Origin of the sequence: Pseudoalteromonas sp. T1lg21 (assembly GCF_002964625.1) — a bacterium.
Taxonomy (GTDB): Bacteria; Pseudomonadota; Gammaproteobacteria; order Enterobacterales; family Alteromonadaceae; genus Pseudoalteromonas; species Pseudoalteromonas gelatinilytica.
Genome location: NZ_PQBX01000060.1, coordinates 556,812 through 578,262 on the forward strand (window position 1 = coordinate 556,812; position 21,451 = coordinate 578,262).

Below are 21,451 nucleotides of genomic sequence, written 5' to 3' on the forward strand. Positions count from 1 at the left end.
CGAGCATTGGACAAATTACTGGCAACAGGGACATCTGACGTCATTTGGTGGAGGGTTCAAAACTAACTACGAGGGAGAGCTTAAACATTTTTGCAAAGGTTTGCGGATAACATTGAAGAGCATTCAACTATACTTGATATAGGTACGGGTAATGGGGCGTTAATTGAAATATTACAAACAAACCATAATTTTAAATGTATAGGTGTTGATAAGGCTCTAATCAATAAGGATTATATAAACTCGGTCAATGGAGAAATTTTATCTGGTGTTTCTGCGGAACAGTTACCATTCAAAAACGGTCAGTTTGACCATGTCATTTCACAGTTCGCAATAGAATATACAAATGTCAATAAAAGCATAGAAGAGGTATATAGAGTACTTAAGTCTAAAAATAATTTTGTTTTTATTTGTCATCACCCTGAATCTGTGATTATTAAGTCGAATCAAGAAATACTGGATACTTCCATTAAAATTAAAAGCAAACTCATCGCTCACTTGGACAATGTTGCAAAAGCATTAGTGGAAGGTAGAAATGATTTGATTAAGAATAACTTTGAGTTTATTGATGCCTTCATTTTTGAAAACTGGGGAAACCTTAATGGCTTAAAGGGTAGTAACTTACTTGCTTTTGTTGATTTTCTTAAAAGAAACCAAGGGAAGGAAGTAAATTTCGTTAAAGCACTCGAGTTATTTAAAAAGGAACTTGAATTATTGATACTAAGATTACAAGAGCTGATAAATGCTGCAGATAATTTGTCAGTGATTGTGAATAAGTTGAAGGAAAGTGAGATTGAACTCGAGCTTGGCCATATAAGAGAAGACAAAAGTGCAGCTTTGTTAGCTTGTTTTATGTACGCAAAAACAGCTCAACATAAGTGTACAATTGAATCATGAAAACAGATAACCTTTGGAATAAAAATTAGTTATTTGTACCAACTAAATTAATCTCTTATACTAGAATTTTTCGATTAACATTTAGTTAAGGCTTTTAGTTGAGTAAGATTACTGTATTTACCCTTATAGTACTTTCATTACTCGTATCATTTAGCACGAGTGCTCAACCAACCAGCGTAACTCTCAAAGCGGGTATCGTTAGCTATAACTTTTTTCCTTACCATACCCGGGATGCTGATGGGCAATTTTCTGGAGTTATTGTTGGTTACAGTAATGAAATTGCACGTTTGGCTGAAGCGGATCTTGAATATCGTGTCTTTGATAGCTTAGATGAACTTTTAGATGCGCTTAAAGCCGGTGAAATTGATTTTGCGGTGGGTTTAAATAAAACGGCGCAACGTAAAAAGCATTTCTTATTTTCTACCCCCTTCATGGAAGCGCCTAGAGGTATTGTCGCAAATCAATCTATCGCGAATGACGCACTAAAAAACTTGGCGAGTCTGCGATGGGTATGTATTACAGGGAGTTCACATTGTGAATACCTAGTTGAAAATGGCGCGCTATTTATTAATCGTTTTATAAAACCCGACGATGCTTTTAAAAAAGTTGCCGATGGCACGTTCGACGCCTTTATGGGCGATTACTCAGTTTTATCTCATCAACTAAAAAACCGCTCTCAAGAAAACCTTAAAGTTGTGAGTCCAATTTGGCTATCGAGTGAAACCTTGCATGTTATGTTTAATAAAAATAAAACAGCATTACGCAATCAGGTTAACTCAGTACTTGCTGCGATTTCACCGACCACGAAACAACTGTGGGAAAGCTCTGCCAGCGAAGAATATTTAGCAGCTAAAGCGTATAGTCAATTCAAGCGAGATTTTAATCGTATTGATAAAAAAGAAGAAAATAATTACTTACTGACTTTTTCATTTGTGGATGGTCTCTATCCAATTCATGCAACCAGCAATGTAGGTGAAGCCAGTGGTTACCTAAATGATACCCTTGAGCTATTAGCACAACGTAGTGGTTTTCAATTCAAATATATTCCAGCAGCAAACAGTAAAGAACTCGAAAGGTTATTTTTAGCCAATAAAATCGATCTGATCCCAACAATGACTCCCACCAAAATTGATGAAGGAGTATTAATTGCGCTGCCATCACATTACAGTTTAGAAATGGTGTTGATCTCTAAGCGAGCGAGTAACACCAAGCGAATAGGTTATTTAGAGGTATTTGCCGATCCGAAACAAAAGCTTTTAACGAATGAGTTAGTCGAGACGGTTTCATTCGACTCTATCAAAACGCTATTTTTTGCACTCAGGAATGACAATATTGACGCGGTGATCCTGCCGCAAAGTATTGCAGCCTACCAATTAAACCAATTCTATATTGGTGAGTTTTATATCAATCCGAAATACCGATATACCCAGCCTATTTATTTTTTAGTGAATAAACATTTTTCAGAATTTGCGACGTTGCTAGATAGTCTGTTCAAAACATTGACCAGCAATGATTTTAGCCATGTTGTTAATCGCCATGGTATTTTTAGTATTGAGCGTGGTTATGATAGAAAAACGGTAAATACCACGGCTATTCTCATTTTAATTCTGATTGCTGTATCGGTGATCTATTTTATTAGTTGGCGTTTAACCATTAACCGTGAAATTGCAAAGCGTAAAGAGGCTGAAGAAGTGGCCCTCAGTAAGCTTAACTTCACGCAAAAATTGATAGATGACTTACCGACAATGGTGGTGATTCAAGATCAGCACCAAAAACGCATTATGTGGAACAGGGCCTACAAAGAGAATTTTGCACACCTATGGGATGAAAATAACCAATACCTGCGTGGCGATATTAAAGTCGTAAAAAAACTGATTTCACAAAATGAGCAAAGTTTAAGTTCAGGTAAAGTCATTAATCAGCATATTAATTACATCAACAAAGCTGGCAAAGAACTGGAGCTGCTATATACCAAAAAGCCTTATGTGGGTTTAGATGGTGAGCTGGCTGGTATTATGACCGTACTTACAGACGTGACAGAGCATCGTCATTTGCAGCGTGAGAATCAGTCAGTTCAGCAGTTATTGCAAACTATTACAGATACCATACCTGGAGGCGTGTTCCAGTATGAATACTATGACAACGGTGAGGGATGTTATACCTATATAAGTAAAGGCGCACAGAGCTTATTAGGAATTACGTCGAGAATGATTAACCAGCGCGGTATGACAGGTTGTATTTCGCCTTTTATTGTTGATGAAGATCGGGTACACATCGCGAAGAGCTTTAAAGCTGCCAGTAAACTCAACAAAATGATCGATATTGAGTTTCGGATAAATAATCTCGGCCAGCAAATTTGGTGTCGTTATATTGCCAATGCAGAAATTAATAAACGTGACGATAGGCAAGGGGTGAGGTGGAATGGTATCTTGCTAGATATTAGCTTACTTAAACGCCAACAAGCAGACTTAAGTAAAGCCACTCAGCTTGCACATCAAGCTGATTTAGCAAAAAGCCGTTTTATTGCCACCATGAGCCATGAATTAAGAACACCTATGTCAGGGGTGAATGGCTTTATAGAGCTTCTAAAATCATCACCACTTGATGAAGAGCAGCATTATCTGGTGGATCATATCGACAGCTCAGTAACCAAGCTTCGTACATTAGTGGATGATATTTTATATTTTGCTAACACCAGTACGGGTAATATCGAAGTTGAATTACGCGAAGTCGATTTAGAAGCACATTTATGCCGTGTAATGCGTGCCCATGAATACCTTGCTAAGCAAAAAGGGCTTGGGTTCAATCTGATATGGCGCACTGCGGCGTACACGCTCGCATCGGTCGATATAAGTCACCTGATGCAAGTCCTTTCAAATGTGTTAAACAACGCCGTAAAATTTACAGAAAAAGGCTCAATAAGTTGTGATGTGTTATTTGATAAGCAATCTCTAAAAATTGAAATATCAGATACAGGTAAAGGCATGACAGCCGAACAGCTGGCACATACATTTACTCCTTTCGAGCAAGCTGATAACTCTATTCAACGTCGACATGGCGGTACCGGATTAGGTTTGAGCTTGGCAAAGCAACTGGTTGAAGCCATGCAGGGTGAAATCTCCCTTTCAAGTACCTATGGTAAAGGCACTAATGTGTATATTGCTGTGCCACTTAAAAACGTCAGCAAACAAAAACTACAGGCTGTTTCAATCAATTGGGCTGTGTGTAGTCAAGATCATCAGTTATTAAATAACCTTGCAAGTATGGGCGTTAAGCACCACCCGTTAAGTGCGCCAATTGATAAAGAGGCATTTGAACAAGCTGACAATATTCTAATTGATGAGAGCTATATTAAAGTGTTGTGGGGAGAGCAGTGGCAGCAGTCTATTAGTGCCGCAAACAATAACTATATTTTAGTAGCAAGTGCTAAAAAAGCGCATAGACCAGCAAATTGTAGCTGTCATATTCTCCCTGTAGAACCATTATACCCAGATACCTTACGTGAGCTTATAAACAGCGTACACACCAGTGATGATGAGGGCATACCTACGCATAATACACAGATACATGGGCAAATATTAATCGCTGAAGATAATAAAACAAATCAGCTATTACTTGAAAAGCAATGTCAGAAGCTCGGTATCAGAGCCGTGATGGTTGATGACGGCATTGCTGCACTTAGGGTGCTTGAAACAGGGCATTTTGATTTATTATTAACAGACTGTCATATGCCCGATTTAGATGGGTTTAAATTAACAGAGCAATTACGCAGCCAAGAAAAGTTTAAACGTTTACCAATAATTGGCTTTACTGCAGATGATTCAAAAGAGTGTTTAAATAAAGCACTCAAATCAGGCATGAATTGTGTGCTATTTAAACCATATAAACTCAATGAATTATATAATCGTTTAGTCGAGTTTATCGATTTAAAAACAGATGATTTGCCTAACGGTAACGAAGGGAGTGATATCAGTCTACAGGGTATAAAAGATAAACAACACTGGTTAACTATTTTTGGAAATGAGAATGACGCAAAAATGCTCGCTGACGTGTTTATAAGCAGTTTGCAAAGTGACTTAAATACCTTGCAAGAGCACTTGAAATCTCAAAATTTAGAAAAGGTTTCTGCAGCAATACATAAGCTTAAAGGCGCTATTGTGATGTTGCAATATCCACCTTTGTCTGAACTAATCGTGACAACAGAAAATACCTTTAACCAACAGCAAGATACATTAATTGTCGAAAAGTTAATTACAGAGCTAAGCGATGTCATAGATAAAATTAAGCTATGGCTATAATAAAAAGATAGGATGAAAAATAAACATAGAATAGATTATTTTATGATTTCAACATATACTAGGTCGTGTTGAACATTTAACCTAACTTTTAATATTTAAGAGAGCTCTCAATGAAAGAAATCCGATCTTTTGTTAAATCTGCGTCATTATCTGAATTAGAAAAAGCAAAACAGCTAATCGACACAGCAATCGAGAAATATACTCAACAGCAAGAAGCTAAAAAAGAAGTACTCGATCTACTAAAAGAAAAAGGACTTACATTAGAAGATCTACAGGATGTAGCAACAACGGATAAGCGTACAAAAGTAAAACCAAAGTACCGCATCGAATTTAATGGCGAAATCGTTGAATGGACAGGCCGTGGTAAACGTCCTAAAGCATTCCAAGGTGTTGATTTAACAAAACACCTCGCTTAATTTTTGCTTTAAAGAATATCAAGGGAAGCGTATGCTTCCCTTTTTTATGTCGATTATAGTCCGATAACATGAAGTACGTACTCAGACCCTATCAACAAGAGGCCGTGGCTCGCACGGTTGCTCACTTTCGACAAACAGACGACGCGGCCCTGATTGTATTACCAACAGGAGCAGGAAAAAGCCTGGTTATTGCTGAACTTGCACGTATTGCCAAACAAAAAATTATGGTGCTTGCGCATGTTAAAGAGCTGGTAGAACAAAACGCTGAGAAATATATTAGCTTTGGCTTTAAGGCGAGTATTTTTTCTGCAGGGTTAAAACAAAAGTCTTTAACAGAGCAAGTCACCTTTGCAAGTGTGCAATCATTGGCTCGCAATACAGAGCAGCTTACCGATGCGTACTCTTTGTTGATCATTGATGAATGCCACCGTGTAAGCGGTGATGACAACAGTCAATACGGGCAGGTCATAGCGAGTCTAAAAAAACAAAACCCCAACCTTAAAGTGCTTGGCTTAACCGCGACACCATTTCGTATGGGGATGGGCTGGGTTTATCATCATCACTATCATGGTTTTGTTAGAGGGGATAAAGAGGCACCATTTAAGAAGTGTATTTTTGAGTTACCACTGCGCTATATGATCAAAAACGGCTATTTAACGCCACCCCATGAAGTTGATGCAGCTATTAGCCATTATGACTTTTCATCATTGCCGAGTGATTCATTTGGCCGGTACAGCATTGAGAATATGAATGCGTTATTAAAAGATAATACACGTGCAACAAAAGCCATTATCAATCAAGTAATAGAATACAGTGAACAGCGTCATGGCGTAATGATCTTCGCCGCAACTGTGATGCATGCCAAAGAAATTACCAGTTACTTACCTGAGGATAGTACGGCACTTATCACGGGTGATACGGATAATAACGAACGTGACCGGATTATTAATCAATTTAAAGCCAAAAAAATAAAGTATTTAGTTAATGTGTCCGTACTCACGACGGGTTTTGATGCACCTCACGTTGATTACATTGCGATTTTACGCCCCACCGAGTCGGTCAGTTTATACCAACAGATTGTGGGTCGAGGCCTGCGTTTAAGCGAAGGGAAAAAAGACTGCTTAGTTATTGATTATGCTGGTAACGGCTTTGATTTATTTTACCCTGAAGTAGGCAGTAAAAAAGCGCAAAGTGATAATGAACCAGTTCAAGTGCTGTGCCCAGGCTGTGGATTTGCGAATATTTTTTGGGGCAAAACAGACAGCGAAGGCAAAGTGGTTGAGCATTTTGGTAGGCGTTGCCAAGGCTTGCTGGACGATGGTGAAGAGCAAGTGCAGTGTGATTACCGTTTTCGTTTTAAAGAATGTGAGCAGTGTGGAGAACAAAATGATATTGCTGCAAGGCAGTGTCAGTCTTGTGGTGCAATGATGGCAGACCCTGATGATAAACTGCGAGAGGCGCTTAATCTCAAAGATGCCTTGGTATTAAGATGTAGTGGTTTGTCGGCACAGTTGCTCGCAAAAGGTTTACTTAAAATTAGTTACTATGATGAAGATGGAGCCAGTTGTGATGAGGTGTTTAACTTAGCAACTGACACCGGGCGGTTTATTTTTAATAAGCAGTTTGGAAAACGAGCAGCACCAGGTTTTACTCCGATTGATTGGCAAAGTGCTGAGCAGGTTGTCGATTTACAGCAGCAATTACTGGCACCCGATTTTGTGATTGCGCGAAAAAATAAAAAATATGGTTGGAAAGTGGCAGAAAAGCTATTTGATTATCAAGGCAATTTTCGTAAGGCGAATCAACTACATTGATCCCCTTACGAGATTGTGGGAATGGCTTATTCTTCTTCGGCCATTAAACCCCAGCCATCACCATAACCATTATGGCCATTAGCGATGCTTTCTAAGTATTGTTCAGTTTGGCTAAGTAACGTGTGATCTGGCACCATCTTCACGCGAGTAATTACTTCCCACACCCCAGTATCTGGGCATTTGGTTAACTCTGTTGAAGGGGCTAGCTCATCATTTGCAATGGCTTTAGCAAATTTTTCTGCTTCAGGCTTTTGCTCAAAAAGAATATAGAAATCGATAGTTTGCATACTGGTTAAATCAACACCAGCGTCAGCAATTTCAGCTAATAATTGACCGTTTTCGTCATCAGGGAAGTGCATTTAGTCGCTCATTCATTATAAATCTAGGTATTATCCGCTATTGTAGCGAAAATAATTGTTTAACGCGTACTAATTTTAACATTTCAATTATGTCAGTGGCTATTGCACTGTGCTAGTATCTTTTTGTACTCATTTTAGATTATGACTCTTCCAAAAAAGTAAGGATATTTTTTGTATACTCGGCATTTCTTTTTTGTCTTTGTGTTTATCTGCCTTTCATACAGCCAGCATGCATTGAGTGCGGCAACGGTTATTAAAGATTATAAAATTCAAGGGATCAGTGATGAGCTCGAAAAAAACGTTGAGCTTTACATTAAGCAACTGGTCGATGAAAAAACTTCTAAGGCATTGAGGCGTCACGCAAAAAGCCAAGTAGAAATGAGCTTAAAAGCACTTGGTTATTATAAGCCGACAATCAAAATTAGCTTCGATAACGCACAGCAGTTGTTGATTGTTGATGTTGAACGCGGCCCTGTTACGCGAATTGCAGATATTAATGTGACTATCACAGGCGCCGGTAAAGATGACGCTGAATTCATGTCTGCTGTTAACAGCATCAAAATCAAACAAGGTGATTTTTTAAATCACGGTAAATATGAGGCTGCAAGAAAACGTATTGAAAGCCAATTATTAGAGTTAGGTTATTTTGATGCGAAATGGCATGAGCATAAATTGGCGGTATCGCTAAAAAATAATAGCGCAAAGATTATTTTTAATGTTGATACCGGGCCTCGCTATCAGTTTGGTGTTATCACCATCGGTAGTGAGACACCTGCTGAAAAATACATTCGTTCTCTGGCTGAATTTAAGCAAGGGCAGCCTTATAAATCTACCGAAGTTTCGGATTACAACTTAGCTTTATCGAGTACACCCTATTTCACGAGTGTGCGTGTTTATGCCGACATTGCAAAACGTAAAAATAATCAAGTGCCTGTGAATGTTGATGTGTTACATAAGCCTGCCAATAGCTATGAAGTGGGTGGTGGCTTTAATACTGATTTTGGCCCAAAAGTTCGCTTTAAATGGACTAAACCTTGGATCACTGAAGATGGCCACTACTTAGAAAGTAACCTAAATGTATCGGAAAAACAGCAAGATATATCGATGAGTTACACAGTTCCTGTAGATGACCCTAACGATGATCTATGGCGCTTTTCTGTAGGATACAAACTCGAAGATGAAGTAACTAATGATTTGTATAGCAAAATATTCACGGGGCAATTACAGCGACAGTGGCTAACCGAAGACGATTGGGTACGCACGGCTTTTTTAAGACGTGACTACGAGACCTATCGAATAGGGGATGAAGAGCAAAGCGCAAAAATGCTAATGCCTGGTATCAGTTATGCGAAAAAGGATACCGAAGGAGGCACAACACCTTATGAAGGTTATCAATGGATGGTATCGGCCGAATTTGGTTTAAAAGACATGATGTCTTCAACCAATATTTTGCGATTGCAACTGCAAAATGCGTGGTTAACCACCTTTGCAGACCGCCATATGCTGTTTTTAAGAGCTAATCTTGGCGCCATGCTAGTCGATAACATCAACAACGTACCGCTATCGCTTCGTTTCTACGCGGGGGGGGATCAAAGTGTGCGTGGTTTTGCTTATGAATCTATCTCCCCTGAAGATGAGGAAGGGCGTTTAATTGGTGGTAAATATTTAATGAGCGGCACCGTTGAATATAACTATCAATTTGCTGAGCATTGGCGCGCGGCTTTATTTGTCGATAGTGGTACCGCGACAAATGATTTTAGTGATCGCGTCGAAGTCGGTGCCGGTTTTGGTTTTCGGTATTTAACACCGGTTGGCCCTGTACGTATCGATCATGCTTGGGGTTTAACAAAAGAAAGCAAAAGTACCCGATTAAGTATTACCATAGGGCCTGAAATCTAATGAAGATGTTAAAAAAGATAACCAAGGTTCTATCAATCACGTTGGCAAGTTTGCTAATCATTGTGTTTTGTTTGTTATTCACCGCACCCGGTAATCACTTTATTGCGTACTCAGCTAATAAGTTAGTCGATGGCTTAACAATTAAGCTGCCATCAGGGCGGTTTTTATATAACGATGCGTTTGATGTTTATTTTGAAAACCAAGGCATCAAGCTTGATGCAAAGCAGCTAAAAATTGATTTGTTCTGGTGGCGCTGTGATGGTATCTGCCTTGATAATTTAAGCGCCCAATCGATTGATCTAAGTATTAAAGGCCAAGCGGCATCAACCGAGCAGAGCACTCAAGCAGAGCCCGAAATTGAAAAAGCTGCACAAATTAGCTTGCCAATGAAAGTGAGTGTAAAGCGTATTGCCATTAATCGCTTTAATCTCGCGCACCCGAGTGCCGATGTAACAGTCAACAAATTAAACTTAAATGGTCGCGGCGAAGCATCGGATCTTACAGTGGATTCACTGACCATTGCTGATGTTGCTGTTATGCTGCATGAAGCAAAAGAGCAGCCTAAATCAGCCCCATTAACTGAGTTGCCAGCATTACCCGCAATTGATATTACGCTCCCAATTAATGTTGAGCTAAAGCAATTTCAAATCAGTAAAGTTGCCGTTACTCCTTATGGCGCAGAAGAGGCTCAGCTTATTGAAAATATCGAGTTGATTGCGTCAGCCAAAGGAAGCGATATTAATCTTGAAAAGTTTGCAGCAGGTTATCAGCAATGGCAATTGCACTCTAACTTAATGACAGAGCTTTCGGGTGAAAATTCAATTGAGGGGGCAGTTTCTGTAAAAAGCACTGAGCATCAAGCGAAGTTATCGGTTTCAGGCCCGCTTGCGAATTTAAAGTTAGATTTAGTGACACAGGGGACATACCCAGCAGAGCTAAAAGGATCAGTGAATTTAAAACAAACAAATTACCCGTTTGATTTAACAGGCCAGATAGCAAAGTGGCAAATTGCGACAGACACACAACAGTTGCAATTATCAGACTTTGATTTAAAAGCGAAAGGCCATGCCGATGCTTATGCTGTCGATTTGAGCTTAGTCACGCAGTTAGATGCATTACCAGCAATGACCGTGAAATCGCAATTACAAGGTAGTTTAACAAATGCAAAACTTGAGCAGTTAAACCTTAATGCCAACGACAGTAAAGCAGACATTAATGCATCCGTTGATTGGTCAAATGGGGTGAAAAGTGAATTCAAAGGAATTTTAAGCCACTTAAAAGCCCAATATTTAACGGATGCACTAAGTAGTGATTTATCTGGTGAGTTTAATGGATCATTCAATTTACAGGCAGGTGAGTGGCAGCTTGCGCTGGATAACACACAATTAAATGGCTCTGTAAATGACGTGCCAGTGACCTTGTTGTCGGATTTTGAACTTGATAGCAGCTGGCATGCGAGTTTTAACAAACTTGAAGTGAAAAGCGGTAAAAATGAAATTGCGTTATCCGGACAAGTGGATGATGTATGGCGTGTCGACGGTAAATTACGTTTAGATGCAAGTGGTCAAGAAATCTTGCCGATGCAAGGTAAGGGCTTTGCTGACCTTCGCTTGCGTGGTGAACGCCTTGCGCCAACTGTTGATTTGAATCTAGTCCTTAATACATTGAGTTATCAAGATATTCAGGTTGATGGTTTAACATTAAAAGGGCAATTTGATTACGCAGCCGATTGGCAAACAGATTTGTCACTGGTGCTTGATTCTGCATCGATTAGCGAACACAAAATTAACCAAATTGAGTTAGATGCCAGTGGTGATAAAACAGATCACCATGTAACTTTTTTACTCGATGCAGATCAAGGCAAGGCATCATTTGATGTAGACGGTAAATTTAATAAAGAAACCTGGCAAGGTGCTCTAAGCCAAATTCTTATTACCGATAATCAGGTGCGCTTTGGCACTAATAAACCGGTTAATATTCAATTAAATACCAAAACCTTTGACTTTAATGTCGCTGCGCATTGCTGGCAAAGTGATAACTCAAAACTATGTTTTGATACCTTGCAGCAAACGAAGCAATTAGGTCAGTTAAATGCACAGCTTGCAGCACTCTCTATTGCTGAATTTAAACACTTCTTTCCCGATAACTTGAAAGTAACTGGCGATGCAAACGGGGAGTTTGTTGCTAATTGGAATAATGGCGCATTGAAAACGATTCGTGCCAATATCAAAACTCAGCAGCTTGAAGCATCCTTAATTGATGGGGCAAATGTCTACAAGTTACCCGTCGAGGTTTTTGAAGTATCGGCAATGAGCGATGCACAAGTCGGTAAACTCAATGCCACTATTGATTCATCAGTGTTAGGTAAAGTAACGTCAGAGCTCAACATTGATGATATTCAAAATCAACAGACCTTAGCGGGCGACTTGGTTATTGAGAAAATTGAGTTAACAAACCTACGTCCTTTTATTGCTTCACTTGAGCAATTAACAGGCGACATAAAAGGCCGGTTAGCAATTGCAGGTACTTTAAAAGAGCCATTACTCAATGGTGATTTTGATGTCGAAAAAATCAATCTAGAAGGGGCAACCTTGCCTATATCGCTGCAAAACTCTTATGTGAACATTGCCTTTAATAACCAAAGTGCGAAGCTCACGGGTGAGCTTAAAGACACCGAAGGTGGCGCGCTTAATTTATCTGGCGGTGTTGACTGGCAGCAAGATTTACCGGACGTTGACGTGAAGTTAAACGGTAAAGAGTTTTTTGTACGTGCTCAACAAGATGTCACCTTTAAAGTGTCTCCAGATTTAACTATGTCATTAAAAAATAATGCGTTTAATCTTGATGGCCAAGTTGTAGTGCCATGGGGAAGAATTGCGATTGAAGAGCTACCAGAGGGAGCTGTGCAAGTCAGTGATGATGAAGTCATTGTTGATATTGAGCAGCAACAATCAGAAAAAGTCCCCTTTGATTATGCTATTAACTTAAAGGTGTTGGCGGAAAATGATGTGCGCGTTGATTCGTTTGGCTTACAATCGAAAGTTGAAGGCGACATTAATATCAGCATGGACCAAGTTACGCCGATGATAGCAACGGGTGAGTTGAACCTAGTTCAAGGTACCTATCGTGCTTTTGGTCAAGACTTGCAAATTCGTACCGGTCAGGTGGGCTTTAGCGGCTCAATTGATAAACCGTACTTGAACATTAAGGCAATTCGTAATCCAGACAACACCTCAAATGGCGTGATTGCAGGTATTACGTTAACGGGTAATGTTGAACAACCGTCATTAAAAGTATTTTCAGAGCCTGCGATGGATCAAGCCCAAGCATTGGCTTACTTATTAAATGGGCAACCTCTTGATGAAGGAGATAGCTCAACCGATGCAATGCTGACTCAATTACTGCTTGCTCAAGGTGTTAATCGCAGTGAAGGTATGGTGTCTAAAATCGGTGAAAGCTTTGGCTTATCAGATGTAAGTTTAAGCTCAAGCGGTAGTGGGGATGACACCAAAGTTGAAATATCTGGCTATGTTACACCGGGTATTCAAGTAAAATACAGTGTCGGTATTTTTGATTCATTAAGTGAAGTGGCGGTACGTTATCAATTGTTGTCGCAATTGTATATCGAGGTCACCAGTGGCTTGAATCGAAATGTTGATATTCTTTATAAATTTGATTGGGACTAATACCTCTACTTGTGACCAAACATCGCTTTTACTTGCTTATTAGGGCATATGTTAATAGGCTGAATTGTCAATTACTTAAAAGATAATAACAATGAAATTAAGTCTATTAACTCTGTGCCTTGGCGTAGTATTAGCTGCACCAATTGCTGCAAAAGAAACAAGTCAAAAACGTTCCGCTGGCGAAATCATTAAAACCGCAAGTAGCAGTGAGTGGCGAGCCATCAGTGCCGAAAACGTCATTAAATTAACCTTACCTACGGGTGCTGCTTATATTGAACTAAACGATAAACTAGCGCCCATTCACGCAAATAACATGCGACAGCTTGCCAAAGAAGGGTTCTATCAAGGCCTAAGTGTGTATCGCTTTGTTGAAGGGTTTGTCGCGCAGGGCGGGGATGTGAGTGAAAATAAACCCGTCAAAAATGCCAAAAAAGGGTTACCCGCTGAGTTTTATCTTCGCACTGAGACTCCCTTAGCGATTACTGAGCTTAAAGGACCTGACGGCTATGCCGCTAAAACGGGCTTTTTAAACGGCTTTGCAGTGGCACAAAACCAAAGCCAAACCGAAACATGGCAAGTACATTGCCCTGGGATTTTTGCCATGGCCCGCGATAATGATATTAATTCCGGCGGTACTGAATTTTATGTCACCATCGGCAATAGCCAGCGCTATTTAGACCGAAATATCACCGTGTTTGGTCGTGTTTTAGAAGGCATGGAGCACTTTAATCTATTGCAGCGTAAAGCCACTGAAGGTGAGGCATTCAACCCCATCACAGATATGCAAGTATTAGCAGATATTAAAGACACTGATAACAGTGAATTTAGGGTGATGAAAACAGACTCAAATGCCTTTAAGAACCTCATCGAAGCACGTAAAAACCGAGTAGAAGCATGGTTTGTCGAAAGCCCTGATCACATCGATGTTTGTGCAATGCCAATTCCAACCGAGAGGATTAAATAAAGCCATGACCACCTGATAGATTATTTGATACAATATCAGTCTATTGGTTAAGAAATATAAGGGTATCGGGTGGTTAACCTAGGTCCGCTGTTCGGCGAATTAAAAACGTGTTTACGCAAAGATCAATTCATCTTCAAAAAACGCCTTCATGGCATCAAAAAAATCAACGATGAAACTAAGCAAGCGAGCATAGCGCAAAAAATAGCTGAAGATATTAGCCGTTCGCAGCAATTACGCGAGCATCGTTTGGCTGCCTTGCCTAAAGTGACCTATCCAGAACAACTTCCTGTTAGCCAAAAGAAAGATGATATTAAACAGGCGATTGCCAATAACCAAGTGGTGATCATTGCCGGTGAAACAGGTTCTGGTAAAACGACGCAGATCCCAAAAATGTGTTTAGAGCTTGGCCGGGGTGTTGATGGATACATTGGTCACACTCAGCCTCGTCGACTCGCGGCTCGAAGTGTCGCAAATCGTATTGCAGAAGAAATGCAATGCGAGCTGGGTCAACAAGTGGGTTTTAAAATTCGTTTTAGTGACCAAGTCTCTGACAATAGCTACATTAAATTGATGACAGACGGTATTTTGCTGGCTGAAATTCAACAAGACAGATACCTAAATCAGTACGATACCATCATCATCGATGAGGCCCACGAACGCAGCTTAAATATCGATTTCATCTTAGGCTATTTAAAAAACTTACTGCCAAAGCGTCCCGACTTAAAAGTTATTATTACCTCAGCAACAATTGATCCTGAGCGTTTTTCTAAACATTTTGACGATGCCCCCATCATCGAAGTATCCGGTCGTACTTTCCCAGTAGAGGTTCGTTATAGACCAACCACTGATATCAACAAAGACGAGATGGAAGCGGATGGTGACCAATTACAGGGGATATTTGATGCCGTTGATGAGCTGTGCGATGAAGGCCCCGGCGATATTCTGATTTTTATGAACGGTGAACGAGAAATTCGCGATACCGCTGATGCGTTATCAAAGCGAAACCTCAAAGGCACGGATGTTTTACCGCTATATTCGCGTTTATCAAACGCTGAACAGAACCGAATTTTTGCGCCGCACAGCCGTCGTCATATTATTTTAGCCACCAACGTGGCTGAAACGTCACTAACGGTACCGGGTATTCGTTATGTTATTGACCCAGGTACTGCGCGAATTAGCCGTTATAGCTACCGTACTAAGGTACAACGATTACCGATTGAGCCAATTTCACAAGCCAGTGCCAATCAGCGTAAAGGTCGCTGTGGTCGTATCGAAGCGGGTATCTGTATTCGCTTATACAGTGAAGAAGACTTTAATTCGCGCCCAGAGTTTACCGACCCTGAAATTTTACGCACTAACTTAGCCTCTGTTATTTTGCAAATGCTCGGTTTGGGGCTTGGCGACATGCAGCAGTTCCCGTTTGTGCAAGCGCCAGATAGCCGCAATATCAATGATGGTTTAACGCTACTTGAAGAACTCGAAGCCATTAAGCCGGCTAAACGTCATAAGAAGACTGAACTTACCAATTCAGGCAGAAGCTTAAGCCGTTTACCGGTTGATCCGCGTTTAGCGAAAATGGTACTAACTGCTGATGGCTTAGGTGCGCTGCGTGAAGTGATCATTATTGTTGCGGCATTGTCTATTCAAGACCCAAGAGAGCGACCCCAAGAAAAACGCGGTGCAGCGGATGAAAAGCACGGCCGTTTTGACGACCCTGATTCAGATTTTATCGCCTTTTTAAATCTTTGGAATTACCTTGAAGAGCAGCAATCTGAATTGAGCAATAGCCAATTTAGAAAGTTATGCCAAAAGGACTTTTTAGCCTATATGCGTATCCGTGAATGGCAAGATATTGTTTATCAGTTATCAACGGTCTGTAATGAAATGGGCATGAAGGCTACTACCAATGTTGCTGATAGCGAGAGAATCCATCAATCTTTATTAAGCGGTATGTTAAGTCATATTGGTTTTAAAGATGAAAAACAAATCTATAAAGGCGCACGCAACAGCCAGTTCCATATTTTCCCTGGCTCAGGATTATTTAAAAAGAGCCCAAAATGGATCATGGCAGCTGAGCTTGTTGAGACCAGTAAGCTTTATGCTCGCATCAATGCGCGCATAGACTTGAAATGGGTTGAAGGCTTTGCGCAGCATTTAGTGAAACGCAGCTATAGCGAACCGCATTGGGAGAAAAAGCCGGGTGCAGTTATCGCGTTTGAACAGCAAACCTTGTATGGCCTATTAATTGTAAATAAGCGCCGCTGTGTATACAGCAATATTGACCCGAAAGTAAGTCGCGAGTTATTTATTCGCACAGCATTGGTAGAGCAAGAGCTGGGTCAAAATGAAGGCTTTTTACAATTTAACCAAGAGCTAATTGAAGATATTCAGGTACTCGAAAATAAATCTCGCCGCCGTGATATCTTGGTTGATGAACAAACCTTATTTGAATTCTACGACAAGAAAATTCCGCAAGATGTAAATAACCGTGCCGCGTTTAATAAGTGGTGGAAGGGACAAAAGCAAAAAGATAAGCGCTTTTTGCACATGTCTCGAGAAGAATTAATGCAGCATGGTGCTGATCATGTTACCGAGTTTGATTACCCAGATACTTGGCAGCAAGAGAACTTATTATTACCACTGGCTTATCATTTTGATCCAGGGCAAGCCGTTGATGGTGTTGCGGTACAAATTCCAGTTGCATTGTTAAACCAAGTACAAGAAACCGGTTTTGATTGGCATATTCCTGCATTTAGGCATGAGTTAATTTGTGCGCTTATCAAGTCGCTACCAAAAACGATTCGTCGCAACTTTGTGCCTGCGCCAAACTACGCCGATGCGGTACTTGCTGCAATCGAGCCGATGCAAGGCAACTTAATTGATGCAATTAGCACGCGCTTATTACGTATGACAGGTGTACGTGTTGAGCCAGATGCATGGGATTTATCAACCCTTGCTCCGCATTTACGCTTACAGTTTGAGGTACGCGATGAACACGATAAGTTACTCGCTCGCGGTTTAAATTTATCTAAACTAAAAGCCCAGTTACAAGGTAAGGTAACGGATACCTTATCGAAAGTAGCCGACAAGGGTATAGAAAAAGCTGATTTGACTGAGTGGAGCTTTGGTGAGTTACCAAGCTCTTACGTGAAAAAGCAAGGTCAATACGAAATCAAAGCGTTTCCAGCGCTGGTGGATAAAAAAGACTCAGCAGCGGTTGAGTTATTTGATAATGAACACAAAGCACAACAGGCGCACCAACAAGGTTTACGTCGCTTAGTGTTATTAAACGTGCCATCACCGATTAAGTATTTACAGCAAAATTTACCGAACAAATCTAAATTAGGTTTGTACTTTAATCCGTTTGGTAAGGTCAATGACTTAATTGATGACTGTATCGCTGCAGCCGTTGATAGCTTATTAACTAAATATGGCAACATTCGCACTGCAGATGCGTTTGAAAAGGCGAAAGAGCAAATTCGCGGCGAGCTCGGTGACACGGTTGTTGAGATCGCTACCCAAGTAGAGCAAGTGTTGAGTATTGCTCATGGTTTAAATAAACGTATGAAAGGGCGTGTTGATTTAACCATGATAACAGCGCACGGCGATATTAAATCACAGTTACAAAGCTTAGTGTTCAAAGGCTTTGTTAGCCAGCATGGTGCAGCAAAGATGACGGATTTAATTCGTTACTTAAAAGCCATTGAACGCCGCTTAGAAAAGCTACCTGTTGATCCTAATCGTGATAGGTTGTGTGTGCTTGAGCTTGAAAAAGTAGCTGAGCAATATCAAAAATTAGCGAACAAAATCCCTAAGGGAATGCCAATTCCTGAAGAGATCAGTGCGATATTTTGGATGCAGCAGGAGTTACGTGTTTCTTTATTTGCACAAACACTAGGGACGCCTTATCCTGTATCTGCTAAACGTGTTTTAAACGCAATCAAAGAATGTGAGTTATAATACTAAGGAATGAGTAATGAGGTTGGCGCCTCCTTGCTTTTAGTTAAGAACACAGATGCTAAAAGGAGATTATGTGGGCATAGAAAAGGAAAGACCGATCTCAGTTCCTGAGCGTACGGTAAATCGACCGCGACCAACCATTTTGGTCGTCGATGATGAATATTTTAATTTTGAAATGCTCAAAGCAAGCCTTGGGAATGAGTTTTCGTTAAGCTATGCAAACTCAGGCACATCGTGCTTAACATCGGCTATTGCTGAGCCGCCGGATGCTATACTACTCGATGTGTGTATGCCGGGCTTAGATGGTTATGATACCTGCCGATTACTAAAAAACACCCCAGAAACAGAGCAAATTCCTGTTGTCATGGTGTCTGGTCTTGAAACCGAGCTTGAACAAAAAGCGGGGTTTGATGCCGGTTGCGACGCCTATGTAGTGAAGCCTTTTTCTGTTAAAACATTAATAGAGAAAATAAAAACACTGGTATAGGAGGCCATATGTTTCATGAGGAGAAACGCGATTTTCGCCGCATGCAAATTCATACCCCTGCAAAACTAATCCCATTAGATGCAGTTAATGGCGAAGAAATTCAGGTGACGTGCACTGATTTAAGTGCAACAGGGCTGGCAATTCACCTTGATGAAGTTTTAGAAATAGGCAGTCTTTATCGGGTGTTAATTGCTTCTACAAGTACAGCAATTACTTCGTTTGATGCCACAGCTAAAGTTGTGCGAGCAACCAAGGAGCAAGATGGCTCCTTGAGTGCCGGTTTAGAAATTGTAAATTTTAACTAGTAAACCTTACAGATCAGGCCTTTAAGATAAAAGCCTTCTGGGTAGCTGCCAGCAATTGGGTGGTCGGCAGCTTGGTTCAGTCGTTCCATAATTAATAAGTCTTTACCTGCATCAAGGGCTGCATCCGCAACCACTTTTTGAAATAAATTTTGTTCCATTAATCCAGAGCACGAGAAGGTAAGTAAAGTGCCACCTGGTTTTAAGATTTGCATCGCAATCATATTAATATCTTTATAACCACGGCAAGCACCGGTTAACTGCGCTTTGTTGTCAGCAAATTTTGGTGGATCCATAACGATAGTATCAAATTGCACACCTTCATCGCGGTATTGGCGCAATAACTTAAAGACATCTTGTTTCACGAAATCAACTTTCGATAAATCAAGGTTGTTATGCTCAACGTTACGCTTAGCCGTATCGAGCGCTGGCTGCGATACATCGACGTTAGTAACGTGTTTACAACCGCCACGCAAAGCATAGAGCGAGAAAGTACCTGTGTAGCTAAAGCAGTTTAATACTGTTTTGTCTTTAACAAAGCGCTCAAGGGCTGCACGGCTATCACGTTGGTCTAAGTAAAAGCCAGTTTTGTGGCCTTCAAGAATGTCTACCTCGAGTTTTAAGCCATTTTCTTCAATGATGACTGGCTCAGTTGGTTCCTTGCCCCAAAGTAGGCCCTTGATTGGCTCAAGGCCTTCTTTGGTGCGAACATCAACGTCCGAACGTTCATAAATATCGCAGCCTGGGAAAATCGTCATTAGTGCAGCAACAATTTCACCTTTATGGCGCTCTGCACCGGCACTAAGCAGTTGGCACACCAATACATTATCAAATTTATCGATAGTGATGCCTGGCAAGTAGTCAGATTCTGCAGCGCTTAAACGAAAACCTGTTAAGCCGCCTTCGCTGATCACCTGTTCGCGCGCAGCATAGGCACGGCGCAAACGTTTTTCAAAAAATGCTTGGTCAATAACTTCGTTTTGATCGAAGCTCCATACGCGAGCGCGAATTTGCGATTGCGGGCTGTAAGCTGCAATCGCTAAAAACTTACCGTCATTGTCATAGATAGTGACAGTGTCACCTAGTCCTGGCTTACCTTTTACTTTTTTAATGGCTTTTGAGAACACCCATGGGTGTTTTCTTTTTAATGATTTTTCTCGTCCAGCTTGCAGGTAAATAGCAGATGACATAGGGATTCTCGCGTCAAACAAAAGGGGGCATAGTTTAATGAAGCACTGGCAAACATACAATGAATGTTTTGAACAAATCCAGTAAGCACGCTAAAGTAAGCATAATTTCAATCAGTTAATGGTGATAGCCAGTATATGCAGCCAGAAATAGACTTTGCAGCTTTAGAAACTCAGTGTCGAGACTTTATTTTGTCTTTACTCCATGCCGATGTCGCACACGATATTAGTCATATTGAGCGAGTAGTGAGGGTTGCAAAACAATTATGTATTGCCGAGCAGGCAGAAATGACTGTGGTGTTACCCGCAGCTTGGTTACATGATTGTGTTGCGGTTGCAAAAAACCACCCAGACAGGGCAAAAGCATCGACCATGGCTGCAGATAAGGCGTTAAGTTTTTTAGCTTCAATTAATTATCCTGAGCAGTATTTTAGTGCTATTCATCATGCTATTGCGGCACATAGCTTTAGTGCCAATATCAAAGTCCAAAGTGTCGAAGCGCAAATTGTGCAAGACGCGGATCGAATGGATGCTTTAGGTGCAATTGGTGTGAGTCGCTGCATGAAAGTAGGGGGCTCAATTGGTCGTTATCTGTATCATAAAGACGATCCATTTTGCTTAAACCGTGAACCTGACGATACAAAATACACCCTCGATCATTTTTTCATTAAGCTGTTACACATTAGCGAGAGTATGAACACGCCATCGGCAAAAGATGAAGCTAAACGACGCACAGCTTACATGCTCGAATTTTTAGAGCAGTTAAAAACCGAAATTGGTGAGTAACATGGCTATTCCATCTTTATGTGGTGTTGATCATTGCCACTTAAATGTTGATGATTTATCGGCTGCGCTAAAGTGGTATCAGCAAGTACTTGGTTTTAATGTGGTACCAGAACTCGCATTTTGGGATGAAGGACAAGGGCCTTTAACCTTAGAAGATCAAGCAAAGACGATTCGTTTAGCACTCTTTGAAGCAGACGGTAGAAGCAAAGGAATTGCCTTTGGCGCAAATGCAGCACAGTTTTTAGCATGGCTTGAGCATCTCGCTCAATTTGATGTTAAAACCCTTGTTGCTGACCATGGTGTTACTTTTTCAATGTATTTTAAAGATTGTGCTGGAAACAGCCATGAAATTACTTCGCATGATTACGATGCAATTAAACAAGGCCTCAAATGAGGCCT

14 protein-coding genes are annotated in these 21,451 nt (G+C 40.7%); 12 read left to right on the top strand and 2 right to left on the bottom strand.

The window, feature by feature from the left end:
- The first annotated feature begins 90 nt into the window (after nucleotides 1-90).
- The 4 genes from C2M25_RS16535 (at nucleotide 91) to C2M25_RS16550 (ending at nucleotide 7,422) form a co-directional block, all read left to right on the top strand.
- Nucleotides 91-894, top strand: a complete 804-nt coding sequence (locus C2M25_RS16535; RefSeq protein ID WP_105181600.1) for a class I SAM-dependent methyltransferase — start codon at nucleotides 91-93, stop codon at nucleotides 892-894.
- Nucleotides 895-992: 98 nt separating this feature from the next.
- Entirely contained in the window at nucleotides 993-5,192 is a 4,200-nt protein-coding gene (locus C2M25_RS16540; RefSeq protein WP_105181601.1) for an ATP-binding protein, read from the top strand.
- Between the two features lie 110 nt (nucleotides 5,193-5,302).
- On the top strand, nucleotides 5,303-5,608 hold the full coding sequence (locus C2M25_RS16545) for an H-NS histone family protein (RefSeq protein WP_063707100.1): 306 nt from the start codon (nucleotides 5,303-5,305) through the stop codon (nucleotides 5,606-5,608).
- Between the two features lie 68 nt (nucleotides 5,609-5,676).
- A complete protein-coding gene (locus C2M25_RS16550; RefSeq protein ID WP_105181602.1) occupies nucleotides 5,677-7,422 on the top strand; it encodes a DEAD/DEAH box helicase in 1,746 nt (581 codons plus the stop codon).
- Between the two features lie 26 nt (nucleotides 7,423-7,448).
- On the opposite strand, the gene C2M25_RS16555 is transcribed toward C2M25_RS16550, so the two are convergent.
- Nucleotides 7,449-7,781, bottom strand: a complete 333-nt coding sequence (locus tag C2M25_RS16555; RefSeq protein ID WP_105181603.1) for a ribonuclease E inhibitor RraB — start codon at nucleotides 7,779-7,781, stop codon at nucleotides 7,449-7,451.
- A gap of 171 nt (nucleotides 7,782-7,952) precedes the next feature.
- Between C2M25_RS16555 and C2M25_RS16560 the strand changes: the two genes are divergently transcribed.
- The 6 genes from C2M25_RS16560 (at nucleotide 7,953) to C2M25_RS16585 (ending at nucleotide 19,082) form a co-directional block, all read left to right on the top strand.
- Nucleotides 7,953-9,680, top strand: coding sequence for an autotransporter assembly complex protein TamA (locus C2M25_RS16560; protein WP_234003595.1), 1,728 nt, complete (start codon nucleotides 7,953-7,955; stop codon nucleotides 9,678-9,680).
- The gene (gene tamB / locus C2M25_RS16565) at nucleotides 9,680-13,366 is read left to right on the top strand and encodes an autotransporter assembly complex protein TamB (protein ID WP_105181604.1); all 3,687 of its coding nucleotides are present in this window, start codon (nucleotides 9,680-9,682) and stop codon (nucleotides 13,364-13,366) included. Before C2M25_RS16560 ends, tamB begins: the two co-directional genes overlap by 1 nt.
- A gap of 91 nt (nucleotides 13,367-13,457) precedes the next feature.
- The gene (locus tag C2M25_RS16570; protein ID WP_105181605.1) at nucleotides 13,458-14,330 is read left to right on the top strand and encodes a peptidylprolyl isomerase; all 873 of its coding nucleotides are present in this window, start codon (nucleotides 13,458-13,460) and stop codon (nucleotides 14,328-14,330) included.
- Nucleotides 14,331-14,399: 69 nt separating this feature from the next.
- Nucleotides 14,400-18,290: an ATP-dependent RNA helicase HrpA gene (gene hrpA, locus C2M25_RS16575; protein ID WP_105181606.1), complete on the top strand. Its 3,891-nt coding sequence runs from the start codon at nucleotides 14,400-14,402 to the stop codon at nucleotides 18,288-18,290.
- A gap of 73 nt (nucleotides 18,291-18,363) precedes the next feature.
- On the top strand, nucleotides 18,364-18,777 hold the full coding sequence (locus C2M25_RS16580; protein ID WP_267894693.1) for a response regulator: 414 nt from the start codon (nucleotides 18,364-18,366) through the stop codon (nucleotides 18,775-18,777).
- A gap of 8 nt (nucleotides 18,778-18,785) precedes the next feature.
- A complete protein-coding gene (locus C2M25_RS16585) occupies nucleotides 18,786-19,082 on the top strand; it encodes a PilZ domain-containing protein (RefSeq protein WP_063707113.1) in 297 nt (98 codons plus the stop codon).
- Here the strand turns inward: C2M25_RS16585 and C2M25_RS16590 are convergent.
- Nucleotides 19,079-20,269, bottom strand: a complete 1,191-nt coding sequence (locus C2M25_RS16590) for a class I SAM-dependent methyltransferase (protein ID WP_063707115.1) — start codon at nucleotides 20,267-20,269, stop codon at nucleotides 19,079-19,081. The genes C2M25_RS16585 and C2M25_RS16590 overlap by 4 nt on opposite strands.
- A 135-nt stretch (nucleotides 20,270-20,404) precedes the next feature.
- On the opposite strand from C2M25_RS16590, the gene C2M25_RS16595 reads away from it, so the two are divergent.
- Complete coding sequence (locus C2M25_RS16595) at nucleotides 20,405-21,052, top strand: HD domain-containing protein (RefSeq protein WP_063707118.1); 648 nt, start codon at nucleotides 20,405-20,407, stop codon at nucleotides 21,050-21,052.
- Nucleotides 21,045-21,446: a VOC family protein gene (locus tag C2M25_RS16600; RefSeq protein ID WP_171038313.1), complete on the top strand. Its 402-nt coding sequence runs from the start codon at nucleotides 21,045-21,047 to the stop codon at nucleotides 21,444-21,446. Before C2M25_RS16595 ends, C2M25_RS16600 begins: the two co-directional genes overlap by 8 nt.
- The last annotated feature ends 5 nt before the right edge of the window (nucleotides 21,447-21,451 follow it).

Excerpts from the sequence above, each read along its gene's own strand:
- C2M25_RS16545 (WP_063707100.1), top strand. The coding sequence starts at position 5,303 with ATGAAAGAAATCCGATCTTTTGTTAAATCTGCGTCATTATCTGAATTA.
- C2M25_RS16550 (WP_105181602.1), top strand. The coding sequence starts at position 5,677 with ATGAAGTACGTACTCAGACCCTATCAACAAGAGGCCGTGGCTCGCACG.
- C2M25_RS16555 (WP_105181603.1), bottom strand. The coding sequence starts at position 7,781 with ATGCACTTCCCTGATGACGAAAACGGTCAATTATTAGCTGAAATTGCT.
- tamB (WP_105181604.1), top strand. The coding sequence starts at position 9,680 with ATGAAGATGTTAAAAAAGATAACCAAGGTTCTATCAATCACGTTGGCA.
- C2M25_RS16570 (WP_105181605.1), top strand. The coding sequence starts at position 13,458 with ATGAAATTAAGTCTATTAACTCTGTGCCTTGGCGTAGTATTAGCTGCA.
- C2M25_RS16585 (WP_063707113.1), top strand. The coding sequence starts at position 18,786 with ATGTTTCATGAGGAGAAACGCGATTTTCGCCGCATGCAAATTCATACC.
- C2M25_RS16590 (WP_063707115.1), bottom strand. The coding sequence starts at position 20,269 with ATGTCATCTGCTATTTACCTGCAAGCTGGACGAGAAAAATCATTAAAA.
- C2M25_RS16595 (WP_063707118.1), top strand. The coding sequence starts at position 20,405 with ATGCAGCCAGAAATAGACTTTGCAGCTTTAGAAACTCAGTGTCGAGAC.